9 protein-coding genes, 6 tRNA genes, 3 rRNA genes and 1 pseudogene are annotated in these 12,993 nt (G+C 46.7%); 18 read left to right on the top strand and 1 reads right to left on the bottom strand.

Going from position 1 to position 12,993, the window contains the following annotated elements; genetic code table 11:
• Positions 1-86 precede the first annotated feature (86 nt).
• Genes DCO16_RS00135 through DCO16_RS00145 form a run of 3 tightly spaced genes read left to right on the top strand, consistent with a single transcriptional unit; the run spans position 87 to position 1,759 of the window.
• Positions 87-689 (top strand): phosphoheptose isomerase, encoded by a 603-nt coding sequence (locus DCO16_RS00135; protein ID WP_173943706.1) that lies wholly within the window; start codon positions 87-89, stop codon positions 687-689.
• 34 nt (positions 690-723) lie between these two features.
• The gene (locus tag DCO16_RS00140; RefSeq protein ID WP_173941797.1) at positions 724-1,383 is read left to right on the top strand and encodes a BON domain-containing protein; all 660 of its coding nucleotides are present in this window, start codon (positions 724-726) and stop codon (positions 1,381-1,383) included.
• Positions 1,384-1,405: 22 nt separating this feature from the next.
• Complete coding sequence (locus DCO16_RS00145) at positions 1,406-1,759, top strand: c-type cytochrome (protein ID WP_173941798.1); 354 nt, start codon at positions 1,406-1,408, stop codon at positions 1,757-1,759.
• Here DCO16_RS00145 and DCO16_RS00150 read toward each other — a convergent pair.
• On the bottom strand, positions 1,756-2,412 hold the full coding sequence (locus DCO16_RS00150; RefSeq protein WP_173941799.1) for a GNAT family N-acetyltransferase: 657 nt from the start codon (positions 2,410-2,412) through the stop codon (positions 1,756-1,758). The genes DCO16_RS00145 and DCO16_RS00150 overlap by 4 nt on opposite strands.
• Before the next feature lie 459 nt (positions 2,413-2,871).
• Between DCO16_RS00150 and DCO16_RS00155 the strand changes: the two genes are divergently transcribed.
• The 15 genes and pseudogenes from DCO16_RS00155 to rplJ form a co-directional block, all read left to right on the top strand.
• Positions 2,872-4,404, top strand: a 16S ribosomal RNA gene (locus DCO16_RS00155).
• 58 nt (positions 4,405-4,462) lie between these two features.
• Positions 4,463-4,539, top strand: a tRNA-Ile gene (locus DCO16_RS00160).
• Positions 4,540-4,569: 30 nt separating this feature from the next.
• Positions 4,570-4,645 (top strand) — tRNA-Ala (locus DCO16_RS00165).
• A 268-nt stretch (positions 4,646-4,913) separates the two neighbouring features.
• A 23S ribosomal RNA gene (locus DCO16_RS00170) occupies positions 4,914-7,787 on the top strand.
• A gap of 106 nt (positions 7,788-7,893) precedes the next feature.
• Positions 7,894-8,007, top strand: a 5S ribosomal RNA gene (gene rrf / locus DCO16_RS00175).
• Together the 16S, 23S and 5S rRNA genes with 5 tRNA genes alongside form the textbook arrangement of a ribosomal RNA operon.
• 103 nt (positions 8,008-8,110) lie before the next feature.
• Positions 8,111-8,195 (top strand) — tRNA-Tyr (locus DCO16_RS00180).
• A gap of 81 nt (positions 8,196-8,276) precedes the next feature.
• Positions 8,277-8,350 (top strand) — tRNA-Gly (locus DCO16_RS00185).
• 47 nt (positions 8,351-8,397) lie between these two features.
• Positions 8,398-8,472, top strand: a tRNA-Thr gene (locus tag DCO16_RS00190).
• Positions 8,473-8,534: 62 nt separating this feature from the next.
• A complete protein-coding gene (gene tuf / locus DCO16_RS00195) occupies positions 8,535-9,725 on the top strand; it encodes an elongation factor Tu (RefSeq protein ID WP_173941800.1) in 1,191 nt (396 codons plus the stop codon).
• 14 nt (positions 9,726-9,739) lie between these two features.
• A tRNA-Trp gene (locus tag DCO16_RS00200) sits at positions 9,740-9,815 on the top strand.
• Positions 9,816-9,835: 20 nt separating this feature from the next.
• Positions 9,836-10,213, top strand: coding sequence for a preprotein translocase subunit SecE (gene secE, locus DCO16_RS00205; protein ID WP_173941801.1), 378 nt, complete (start codon positions 9,836-9,838; stop codon positions 10,211-10,213).
• 10 nt (positions 10,214-10,223) lie between these two features.
• On the top strand, positions 10,224-10,796 hold the full coding sequence (nusG, locus tag DCO16_RS00210; protein WP_173941802.1) for a transcription termination/antitermination protein NusG: 573 nt from the start codon (positions 10,224-10,226) through the stop codon (positions 10,794-10,796).
• Between the two features lie 161 nt (positions 10,797-10,957).
• Positions 10,958-11,389: a 50S ribosomal protein L11 gene (rplK, locus tag DCO16_RS00215; protein WP_011901890.1), complete on the top strand. Its 432-nt coding sequence runs from the start codon at positions 10,958-10,960 to the stop codon at positions 11,387-11,389.
• A 2-nt stretch (positions 11,390-11,391) separates the two neighbouring features.
• Positions 11,392-12,093, top strand: coding sequence for a 50S ribosomal protein L1 (gene rplA / locus DCO16_RS00220; RefSeq protein WP_173941803.1), 702 nt, complete (start codon positions 11,392-11,394; stop codon positions 12,091-12,093).
• A gap of 242 nt (positions 12,094-12,335) precedes the next feature.
• Positions 12,336-12,875 (top strand): annotated as a pseudogene (rplJ, locus tag DCO16_RS00225) (50S ribosomal protein L10); the annotation flags it as partial.
• Positions 12,876-12,993: the final 118 nt, after the last annotated feature.

Below are 12,993 nucleotides of genomic sequence, written 5' to 3' on the forward strand. Positions count from 1 at the left end.
AAGTATCAATAAGCAAGAGAATACGTTGCTTTTGAATGCGACGGCAAGTCAAACAGCCTATGCCGACTTTGGCGCATAATATTACGATGGATAAAGATACTCTTGAACGTCTAAGCGCCCGTGCATCCCAGCATTTTTTAGATAGCATTGCCGTAAAGCAAGCAGCCGAAAAGATGCTTCCTGAACAGGTTGCGCACGGCATTGTTGCGATAACGGAGTGTTTGCGCGCTGGCGGCAAAGTGATGGCCTGCGGTAATGGCGGATCTGCTGCGGATGCTCAGCATTTTGCTGCTGAATTAATTGGACGTTTCGAGCGTGAGCGTCAAGAGTTAGCAGCAATAGCATTGACTACAGATACCTCTATTTTGACGGCTATTGGTAATGACTACAGCTACGATGAAATTTTTTCTAAACAAGTTCGTGGTCTTGGAAAGCAGGGTGATATTTTGCTAGGCATTTCAACTTCGGGTAATTCAAAAAATGTAGTGCAGGCTATTGAGGCTGCAAAAAAACTGGGCATTAAAATTATTGCGCTAACTGGTAACGATGGTGGAAAAATAGCGGGCCTCTTAGATGCCGGCGACATTCATTTATGCGCCCCCTCTACTCGCACTGCACGTATTCAAGAAACCCATCTGGTTTTGCTTCACGCTATATGTGATGGAGTTGATCACCTTTTGCTCGATTGATCATATCTTTCAATCTATTTTAGAAAACATACCCATGCGAATTTCATCCTTAAGTAAACTAATGATTGCATCAGTAGTGTTGTCACAACTTTCTGCCTGCGCAGTTGTTGCGGTGGGTGCTGCATCTGCTGGTGCAGTGGGGGGCATTGCAATCATGGCAGATCGTCGCTCCCCCGCTGTTCAGGCAATAGACAAAGGTATTGAGCTTGAGGCTGGTAGCGCGCTATCAAAACGATTTGGCGATAATGCACATATTAATGTGACCTCGTTTAATCAGAAAGTACTGCTGACAGGCGAGGCCAAGGACGCAGACATTAAAGCTCAGGCAGGTGCATATGCCAAAGCAATGAAGAACGCGCGTTCTGTATTTAACGAAATTATTATTGGGCCTAATAGCACTTTCACTGCCCGCGCGAACGATTCTTTTCTGGAGTCAAAAGTAAAAGCACAAATGATTTTCACAGATAAGTTGCCATCCAATTCGATGTCATTGATTGCAGAAGGTAGCAGCATTTATCTCATGGGTATGTTGACTCAAAACGAAGCAGCCATTGCAAAAAAAGTAGCGAGCACTACGAATGGTGTGAAAGAGGTATTTGCTTACTTTGATATTATTTCTGAGCAAGAAAAATTACGTTTAGAAAAACAAGGTAAGGCAGATGAGTCGCAGCCTAGCACTGCGCCACTTCAGTAATTTTACATAGCGCATTTATGCCATGAATTTTTTGCAGCTACACCGCAACGCGTGCTGTGTCTTTTTCTTGTTATTTTGTGGCGTATGTAGCGCACAAATCCCGAATGAAAATGCACGCGCATTGTCATTGGCAAAACAAAATGCTTGTTTAGGCTGCCATGCGATTAATAAAAAAATTGTAGGACCTGGATTTCAAGAGGTTGCCAAAAAATATGCAGGTGACCCAAGTGCACATTTATTTTTGAAGAATAAAATTCAAAAGGGTGGCGCAGGTTCTTGGGGTGTTGTACCTATGCCTGGCAACGCTAAGTTGGGCGACGCAGATTTATCTTTATTGACAAGTTGGATACTGCGTGGCGCACCTAGCGCGAATTAAATTGCTGTAACAGGTCTTTTGAAAGGCCACCACCAGGCATCTCTTGAGCGTTTAAAGTTTTCTTTAAGTGCGTAGTCAAAATCGCCCCACTGTTTATTGGCAGCTTCTTCTATGATGGTTCCAGAGTGAGCTGCTGGCAATGTCAGATAGGCGTCAGCATCCCCATAAGCATATTCAACACGCATACCCGCCTTTGTTGCGAGATGCATCATGGCTTTGTTATTTGCAAGGCAGTGAACAAAGAGCGTTTTAATGTTTGTATTGCGTGCATGCATTGCAGCACGCGCTAGTAAAGCCGAGCCAATACCCTGCCCGCGTCCCAACTTAAGTACTGAAACCCCGAATTCAGCTGCTTGATCAGTGTCCTTAAGCTTTGGTAAATAGGCTAAATGCGCCATGCCGACAATCTTGAGCTGAGTATCAAAACTAGCAAATATAGCGTCTCTATTAAAGTCAAGATGCTCTACATAGCTGGCAATCACAGCATCAGAAGTTTGAGTGCCAAAGCGCAGATGCCGATCTTCTTTATTTAGCAATAAAAGATGGCGCAGAATTGCTTCCCTATGACCAGCATGTAGCTCACGAATTGGTACTAACCCGCCAGATTCATAAGGCTTTTCAGGTAAGTGATCATTCACTAATTTATTGTGCATAGCAACATATTAGCAGAAATATAAGGGTTTTCCCGTGGTTTTAGTGCGCATCTTCAAAAGAAATAAAAAACAAAAAAGAGAGTGAGTGATCCATAAAGTAATTTATAAAACTCAAAAATATAAAAATTTCTTAAGATCTAAAGCATTGTTTTTAATAGATTAATTTTCAATATCAGAAAAAACGGGGTGTTTTTAAGGAAAAAGACTACGAAAGGTATTGACGACCCTGTAGAAGTACGCTATAGTCTCATCTCTCTGCTGAATGTTATTTGAAATACACAACAAGTCAGCCCTCTTTAAAAATTAGTCAACCGATAATTGTGGGTACTAAGTGAAAGCATCCAGTCCTTCGGGACAGATGTAAATAAATAGTACTCATAGACAGTAAAAAGATTTGGTTTTATTACCAAGTCAATTTCTTTTGAATGAGTGCGACGATCCGCAAGGATCACAGGAATTAAACTGAAGAGTTTGATCCTGGCTCAGATTGAACGCTGGCGGCATGCCTTACACATGCAAGTCGAACGGCAGCACGGGTACTTGTACCTGGTGGCGAGTGGCGAACGGGTGAGTAATACATCGGAACGTACCTTATCGTGGGGGATAACGCAGCGAAAGCTGTGCTAATACCGCATACGCCCTTAGGGGGAAAGCGGGGGATCGCAAGACCTCGCGCGATTAGAGCGGCCGATGCCTGATTAGCTTGTTGGTGGGGTAAAAGCCCACCAAGGCGACGATCAGTAGCTGGTCTGAGAGGACGATCAGCCACACTGGGACTGAGACACGGCCCAGACTCCTACGGGAGGCAGCAGTGGGGAATTTTGGACAATGGGGGAAACCCTGATCCAGCAATGCCGCGTGAGTGAAGAAGGCCTTCGGGTTGTAAAGCTCTTTTGTCAGGGAAGAAACACCGGCTCTAACACAGTCCGGGAATGACGGTACCTGAAGAATAAGCACCGGCTAACTACGTGCCAGCAGCCGCGGTAATACGTAGGGTGCAAGCGTTAATCGGAATTACTGGGCGTAAAGCGTGCGCAGGCGGTTATACAAGACAGGCGTGAAATCCCCGGGCTTAACCTGGGAATGGCGCCTGTGACTGTATAGCTAGAGTGTGTCAGAGGGGGGTAGAATTCCACGTGTAGCAGTGAAATGCGTAGATATGTGGAGGAATACCAATGGCGAAGGCAGCCCCCTGGGATAACACTGACGCTCATGCACGAAAGCGTGGGGAGCAAACAGGATTAGATACCCTGGTAGTCCACGCCCTAAACGATGCTGACTAGTTGTTCGGGATTTTCATCCTGAGTAACGTAGCTAACGCGTGAAGTCAGCCGCCTGGGGAGTACGGTCGCAAGATTAAAACTCAAAGGAATTGACGGGGACCCGCACAAGCGGTGGATGATGTGGATTAATTCGATGCAACGCGAAAAACCTTACCTACCCTTGACATGTCACTAACGAAGTAGAGATACATTAGGTGCCCGTAAGGGAAAGTGAACACAGGTGCTGCATGGCTGTCGTCAGCTCGTGTCGTGAGATGTTGGGTTAAGTCCCGCAACGAGCGCAACCCTTGTCTTTAGTTGCTACGCAAGAGCACTCTAAAGAGACTGCCGGTGACAAACCGGAGGAAGGTGGGGATGACGTCAAGTCCTCATGGCCCTTATGGGTAGGGCTTCACACGTCATACAATGGTGCATACAGAGGGTTGCCAACCCGCGAGGGGGAGCTAATCTCAGAAAATGCATCGTAGTCCGGATCGTAGTCTGCAACTCGACTACGTGAAGCTGGAATCGCTAGTAATCGCGGATCAGAATGTCGCGGTGAATACGTTCCCGGGTCTTGTACACACCGCCCGTCATACCATGGGAGTGGGTTTTGCCAGAAGCCGTTAGCCTAACCGCAAGGAGGGCGACTGCCACGGCAGGGTTCATGACTGGGGTAAAGTCGTAACAAGGTAGCCGTATCGGAAGGTGCGGCTGGATCACCTCCTTTCTAGAGAAAGATGCTGGAGCTTTAGTGCCCACACTTATCGGTTGACAATAAAAGCCACGGGTCTGTAGCTCAGCTGGTTAGAGCACTGTGTTGATAACGCAGGGGTCGTAGGTTCAAGTCCTACCAGACCCACCACCAGCCAGAAACAAGACTTAGTGGAACGTTGGGGGATTAGCTCAGCTGGGAGAGCACCTGCTTTGCAAGCAGGGGGTCGTCGGTTCGATCCCGTCATCCTCCACCATCATCTAAATGTCAAAACTAAGCAATTTCTTAATTGTTTAGTTTTGTCATTTATGGCTGTTCTTTAAAAATTTGAGTAAGCAAAGTGTCTAATGTTTCTTTGAGAGAGCATTAGACAATGTAATTTGGGTAAAGATTGAATCATCAATCAGTAATACAAACGAGTTTTTAAAAGTTCTTTAATACGTACTTATAGTTTGGATTACGGCAAACATGTCAGATGTAGAAGTAAAACCTGTAACGGTTGCTAGCAATGGTGCTCGTTATAGGATCAAGTGAATAAGTGCACATGATGGATGCCTTGGCGATTACAGGCGACGAAAGACGTTATAACCTGCGATAAGCCCCGGGGAGCTGGTAAATAAGCTTTGATCCGGGGATTTCTGAATGGGGAAACCCACCACTTTTGTGGTATCCATACCTGAATACATAGGGTATGAGAAGCGAACCTCGTGAACTGAAACATCTAAGTAGCGAGAGGAAAAGACATCAACCGAGATTCCCAGAGTAGTGGCGAGCGAAATGGGAACAGCCTTCTAGTGATAGCTCAGTAATTAACAGAACGGAATGGAAAGTCCGACAATAAAGGGTGATAGTCCCGTATGTGAAAATTATTGGGTGGTACTAGGCTAGAGACAAGTAGGGCGGGACACGTGAAATCCTGTCTGAATATGGGGGGACCATCCTCCAAGGCTAAATACTCGTAATCGACCGATAGTGAACAAGTACCGTGAGGGAAAGGCGAAAAGAACCCCGGGAGGGGAGTGAAATAGATCCTGAAATTGTGTGCATACAAACAGTAGGAGCCTCGTAAGGGGTGACTGCGTACCTTTTGTATAATGGGTCAGCGACTTACATTCAGTAGCAAGCTTAACCGAATAGGGAAGGCGTAGCGAAAGCGAGTCCGAATAGGGCGCTAGTTGCTGGGTGTAGACCCGAAACCAGTTGATCTATCCATGGCCAGGTTGAAGGTGCGGTAACACGTACTGGAGGACCGAACCCACTAACGTTGAAAAGTTAGGGGATGAGCTGTGGATAGGGGTGAAAGGCTAAACAAAACTGGAAATAGCTGGTTCTCTCCGAAAACTATTTAGGTAGTGCCTCGTGTATCACTGTAGGGGGTAGAGCACTGTCATGGTAGTGGGGTCCATTGCGGATTACTGCGCCATAGCAAACTCCGAATACCTACAAGTGCAAGCACGGGAGACAGACATCGGGTGCTAACGTCCGGTGTCAAGAGGGAAACAACCCAGACCGCCAGCTAAGGTCCCTAATATATGCTAAGTGGGAAACGAAGTGGGAAGGCTAAAACAGTCAGGAGGTTGGCTTAGAAGCAGCCATCCTTTAAAGAAAGCGTAATAGCTCACTGATCGAGTCGTCCTGCGCGGAAGATGTAACGGGGCTAAGCATATAACCGAAGCTGCGGATCACAGCAATGTGATGGTAGGAGAGCGTTCTGTAAGCCTGTGAAGGTGTCTTGTAAAGGATGCTGGAGGTATCAGAAGTGCGAATGCTGACATGAGTAGCGATAAAGGGGGTGAAAAGCCCCCTCGCCGTAAGCCCAAGGTTTCCTGTTCAACGTTCATCGGAACAGGGTGAGTCGGCCCCTAAGGCGAGGCAGAGATGCGTAGCTGATGGGAACCAGGTTAATATTCCTGGACCATTGTTAAATGCGATGGGGGGACGGATCGCGGAAAGTTGTCCGGGTGTTGGATGTCCCGGTTCTTGCGTTGGAGATGGCTATTAGGTAAATCCGGTAGCGTAATTCAAGGGCGTGATACGAGTGAATTTATTCACGAAGCAATTGGAAGTGGTTCCAAGAAAAGCCTCTAAGCTTCAGTTTAACAAGACCGTACCGCAAACCGACACAGGTGGGCGAGATGAGTATTCTAAGGCGCTTGAGAGAACTCAGGAGAAGGAACTCGGCAAATTTGTACCGTAACTTCGGGATAAGGTACGCCCTGGTAGTTTGACCCTGTACAAGGGGAGGACGAAAGGGTTGCAATAAAAAGGTGGCTGCGACTGTTTAATAAAAACACAGCACTCTGCAAACACGAAAGTGGACGTATAGGGTGTGACGCCTGCCCGGTGCTGGAAGATTAAATGATGGGGTGCAAGCTCTTGATTGAAGTCCCAGTAAACGGCGGCCGTAACTATAACGGTCCTAAGGTAGCGAAATTCCTTGTCGGGTAAGTTCCGACCTGCACGAATGGCGTAACGATGGCCACACTGTCTCCTCCTGAGACTCAGCGAAGTTGAAATGTTTGTGATGATGCAATCTACCCGTGGCTAGACGGAAAGACCCCATGAACCTTTACTGTAGCTTTGCATTGGACTTTGAACCGGTCTGTGTAGGATAGGTGGGAGGCGTTGAAAGCGGAATGCTAGTTTCGCTGGAGCCAACCTTGAAATACCACCCTGGTTTGTTTGAGGTTCTAACCTTGGCCCGTTATCCGGGTCGGGAACAGTGCATGGTAGGCAGTTTGACTGGGGCGGTCTCCTCCCAAAGTGTAACGGAGGAGTACGAAGGTACGCTTGGTACGGTCGGACATCGTACCTAAAGTGCAATGGCAAAAGCGTGCTTAACTGCGAGACCGACAAGTCGAGCAGGTGCGAAAGCAGGTCATAGTGATCCGGTGGTTCTGTATGGAAGGGCCATCGCTCAACGGATAAAAGGTACTCTGGGGATAACAGGCTGATACCGCCCAAGAGTTCATATCGACGGCGGTGTTTGGCACCTCGATGTCGGCTCATCTCATCCTGGGGCTGTAGCCGGTCCCAAGGGTATGGCTGTTCGCCATTTAAAGAGGTACGTGAGCTGGGTTTAAAACGTCGTGAGACAGTTTGGTCCCTATCTGCCATGGGCGTTGGAGATTTGACGGGGGCTGCTCCTAGTACGAGAGGACCGGAGTGGACGTACCGCTGGTGTACCTGTTGTTTCGCCAGAAGCATCGCAGGGTAGCTATGTACGGAAGAGATAACCGCTGAAAGCATCTAAGCGGGAAACTTGCCTGAAGATGAGATCTCCCGTAGGTTTAACCTACATAAAGGGTCGTTGAAGACCACAACGTTGATAGGTCAGGTGTGGAAGCGCAGTAATGCGTTAAGCTAACTGATACTAATTGCCCGTTAGGCTTGATCCTATAACCAGCACTATCGTGTTGGATGTTTGCCAGATTTAATCTGCACTCTAAATTACATGCTTACTCAAATAGAACTGTTGATTTATCAACAGTTCGACCCTCTACGCCCGGTGACCATAGCAAGTTGGAACCACTCCTTCCCATCCCGAACAGGACAGTGAAACGACTTTACGCCGATGATAGTGCGGATTACCCGTGTGAAAGTAGGTAACTGCCGGGCACCAATGCGACGCCCAGACCCTTTCAGGTCTGGGCGTTTTTACTTGTGCAAAGCGTTTAGAGATTGACAGAAGCTCCGATTGGAGTCAAAATATTGGGTTCGCGGAGGGGTGTCCGAGCGGCTAAAGGAGGCAGACTGTAAATCTGTTGGCTATGCCTACGTAGGTTCGAATCCTACCCCCTCCACCAGGTAAAAAGCAGTAAATGCCTTTTATCAGAAGTGTGTACAGAAAATAGATGGTGTTGTAAGTGTAGTTTGGTGAGATTACTGCGGGATTAGTTTAATGGTAAAACAGCAGATTTCCAATCTTCGGTCAAGAGTTCGATTCTCTTATCCCGCTCCAAATAACACCGCAGCAAATTAGTTCAGTCGGCAAAACATAAAAGTTTTGCCCATGTGGCTCAGTGGTAGAGCACTCCCTTGGTAAGGGAGAGGTCGGCAGTTCGATCCTGCCCATGGGCACCAAGTTTAGTTTTATATATTGTGTAGTTTTTTGTTTTAAGAGTTTAATAAAGGCAGACAAAAAAATGGCAAAAGAAAAGTTTCAGCGGACAAAACCGCACGTAAACGTAGGCACTATTGGTCACGTTGACCATGGCAAGACTACCCTCACAGCAGCAATTGCTACCGTGCTCTCAAAGCAATTTGGTGGTGAAGCTAAAGCATATGATCAGATCGATGCTGCTCCAGAAGAAAAAGCCCGTGGTATTACGATTAATACTGCGCACGTAGAGTATGAGACAGCCAATCGTCACTACGCTCACGTTGATTGCCCAGGACATGCTGATTATGTGAAGAACATGATTACTGGTGCTGCGCAGATGGACGGCGCTATTTTGGTGTGCTCTGCAGCAGACGGCCCAATGCCACAAACCCGTGAGCACATCCTCTTGGCACGCCAAGTCGGTGTTCCTTACATTGTCGTGTTCTTAAACAAATGCGACATGGTTGATGATGCAGAACTATTAGAGTTAGTTGAGATGGAAGTACGTGAGCTTTTATCTAAGTACGACTTCCCAGGTGACGATACTCCGATCATCCAAGGCTCTGCTAAGTTAGCGCTTGAAGGTGATGAAGGCCCAATGGGTAAAGAAGCCATTATGAAATTGGCGGATGCTTTAGATACCTACATTCCTACTCCAGAGCGTGCTATTGACGGTGCGTTCTTAATGCCAGTAGAAGATGTGTTCTCCATCTCTGGTCGCGGTACGGTTGTTACAGGTCGTATCGAGCGCGGTATTGTTAAAGTCGGCGAAGAGATTGAAATTATCGGTATCAAGCCAACACTCAAGACAACATGCACCGGTGTTGAAATGTTCCGCAAATTGCTCGACCAAGGTCAAGCAGGCGATAACGTCGGTATCTTGTTACGCGGCACTAAGCGTGAAGAAGTGGAGCGCGGCCAAGTATTGGCTAAGCCAGGTTCAATCACTCCCCATACGCACTTTACTGCCGAGGTATACATCTTGGGTAAAGATGAAGGGGGTCGTCATACACCGTTCTTTAACAACTACCGTCCCCAGTTTTACTTCCGTACTACGGACGTAACCGGTTCGATTGAGTTGCCAAAAGATAAAGAAATGGTCATGCCTGGTGATAACGTTACGATTACTGTAAAACTCATCGCCCCCATCGCGATGGAAGAAGGCTTACGTTTTGCGATCCGTGAAGGTGGCCGTACTGTTGGCGCTGGTGTAGTTGCCAAGATTTTGGCTTAGTAATTTTTTAATAAAGGGGTGTAGCTCAATTGGCAGAGCGTTGGTCTCCAAAACCAAAGGTTGGGGGTTCGATGCCCTCCGCCCCTGCCACGATTTGAACTGAAAGTAATATGTCTCAACAAACAGCAAGTAATTCTGAAGAAAAAAGCAGCTGGGTCATTTGGCTCGCTGCTTTAGTTGTCGTTGCCGCGTTAGTGCTTTACTACACATTGGCCGATCAATCTTTGGTGATTAGATTGGCTGTATTGTTTGGCGGTATTGCTGCAGCAGTTTTGATTGTGGCGATTTCTCCGGATGGGCGTCGTTTTATTGCCTACTCAAAAGATTCTTGGTATGAAGTAAAAAAGGTTGTTTGGCCGACTCGTAAAGAGACCAACCAAATGACACTGGTCGTATTTGGCTTTGTTCTGGTGATGTCCCTCTTTTTGTGGATTGCAGACAAATTAATTGAATGGCTAGTTTTTTCAGTCTTTCTTGGCTGGAAGTGAGTAAGAAAAAATGATTGATGCTGAATTAGTCTCAAATCCACAAGCTACCGGCAATATGCGCTGGTACGTGATTCATGCTTATTCCGGAATGGAAAAAAGCGTTAAAAAAGGCCTAGAGGAGCGGATTAATCGCTCTGGAATGCCTGAAAAATTCGGTCGTATTTTGGTCCCCTCCGAAGAGGTTGTTGAGATCAAATCCGGTCAAAAATCAGTCAGTGAACGCCGTTTCTTCCCTGGATACGTCCTAATTGAGATGGAAATGACGGATGAAAGCTGGCATTTGGTGAAAAATACGCCAAAAGTGACTGGTTTTGTTGGCGGCGTCAGAAATCGTCCAAGTCCAATTTCTACAGCTGAAGTGACCAAAATCATGGATCAAATGCAGGCTGGGGTGGATAAACCTAAGCCCAAGACCCTGTTTGAGGTGGGAGAGATGGTCCGCGTCAAGGAAGGCCCATTCTTAGATTTCAACGGCAATATTGAAGAAGTGAACTACGAGAAGTCAAGATTACGCGTTTCTGTTACAATTTTTGGTCGCGGTACTCCGGTTGAGCTGGAGTTCGGACAAGTAGAAAAGATGTAATAAAACAAGGCTTTAGCCCTGTTGTGCAACGTAAAAGTAGTAGTTTTAAATAGTGGTTAGCAATAACCGAGGAGCGGAGCTAGAAAGCCAAAAAACTAGCGAAGCGTTTACTCAACGGCGGTCTTACTGAATATAGTTCGGCGCGCTTTTAGGAGCAATTCATGGCAAAGAAGATTATTGGCTTTATCAAACTGCAGATCCCTGCAGGTAAAGCAAATCCATCCCCACCCGTAGGTCCAGCTTTGGGTCAACGTGGTCTCAATATTATGGAATTCTGTAAGGCGTTCAATGCTCAAACTCAGAGCATGGAACCAGGCTTGCCAATTCCAGTGGTGATTACTGCATTTGCAGATAAGAGCTTTACCTTCATCATGAAGACGCCTCCAGCGACCATCATGATTAAGAAGGCAGCGAAGATCGAAAAAGGATCACCACGCCCCCATACCGATAAGGTTGGAAAAATTACCCGTGCTCAAGCAGAAGAAATTGCAAAAGCAAAAATGCCAGATTTGACAGCTGCTGATATGGATGCTGCTGTAAGAACAATCGCTGGTAGCGCCCGCTCGATGGGCATCACAGTGGAAGGTCTCTAATCATGACAAAATTATCTAAGCGTTTAAAAGTAATCGAATCTAAAGTCGATCGCAATAAATTTTATGCATTAGAAGATGCGTTGAACTTAGTTAAAGAGTGTGCAACTGCTAAGTTTGATGAGTCTATTGACGTTGCAGTACAGCTCGGTATTGATGCTAAAAAATCTGACCAAGTTGTACGTGGCGCAGTTGTACTCCCAGCTGGTACAGGCAAGCATGTTCGCGTTGCAGTATTTGCTCAAGGCGAAAAAGCAGAACAAGCTAAAGCTGCTGGTGCAGAAATTGTTGGTATGGAAGAGTTGGCTGAGCAGATCAAGGGCGGAAAAATTGACTTTGATATTTTGATCGCATCCCCAGACACCATGAAGATTGTTGGAACCTTAGGTCAAGTATTGGGCCCACGTGGCTTGATGCCAAACCCAAAAGTTGGAACGGTTACTCCTGACGTAGCTACTGCTGTTAAGAATGCAAAAGCTGGTCAAGTGCAGTTTCGTGTGGACAAAGCCGGTATTGTGCATGCAAGCATTGGTCGTCGTTCATTCGAGCCAGCTGCATTGAAATCAAACTTGTTGGCATTGCTTGAGGCTTTGAATAAAGCAAAACCTCCGGCATCAAAAGGGATTTATTTAAAGAAGGTTGCCGTAAGCAGCACTATGGGTGCAGGCGTACGTGTAGACCAAGCATCGATACAGGCAGCGCAATAATTTAAATAATGCCTTGTTTGTAGCAAAAAGAACTTTGGGTCGACTTTTATCTTCGGGTAGGAGTCGAACATCAAAGACCGTTGGTGAATGCGTAGCTGTTAGACAAATTCTTAATCGTTACGAAAGTAGCAACCAGCGCAGATGGCGACCCTGAAAAGATTTCACAAGATTTTTTGTGACAAATGATCAGACGCTGGTGTGTAACCCCAACTGGAAACAGTTGGTTTTTTAGGAGTTAAACCGTGCCTTTGAATGTACAAGACAAAAAAGCAATTGTTGCTGATGTCGGCGCTCAATTGGCAGGAGCCCAAACAGTCGTGCTCGCTGAATACCGTGGTATTCCAGTAGAGCAGTTGACAAAGCTGCGTGCTAGCGCACGTGACCAAGGTGTCTATCTTCGCGTTTTGAAGAACACATTGGCGCGCCGCGCTGCACAAGGCACTACGTTTGAGCCTCTTGCTGATTCGATGGTTGGTCCTTTGATTTACAGCATCTCTGCTGATCCGATTGCCTCGGCAAAAGTATTGCAGAACTTTGCTAAAACTCAAGACAAGCTAGTCATCACTGCTGGCTTATACAACGGCAAATTGTTAGATGTAGCGGGTGTTAAAGCCTTAGCAGCAATTCCTAGTCGCGACGAGTTGTTATCGCAGTTGTTGGGCGTGATGTTGGCCCCAGTATCTGCAATGGCTCGCGTATTAGGTGCAGTAGCAGCACAAAAAGCCGAAGGAGCACCTGCTCCCGTGGCCGTAGCACCTGTTGTTGAAGCAGTAGCCCCAGCAGAAGTTGTTGCTGAAACCGCCGCTCCAGAAGCAAGTGTAGAACCTGCAGCTGCAGCAGAACCAAACGTTGAAACCCCTGCCGCTGAATAAGCGACAGATTAACTATTTAAGTATTAGG

Origin of the sequence: Polynucleobacter antarcticus, assembly GCF_013307245.1 — a bacterium.
Classification (GTDB): domain Bacteria; phylum Pseudomonadota; class Gammaproteobacteria; order Burkholderiales; family Burkholderiaceae; genus Polynucleobacter; species Polynucleobacter antarcticus.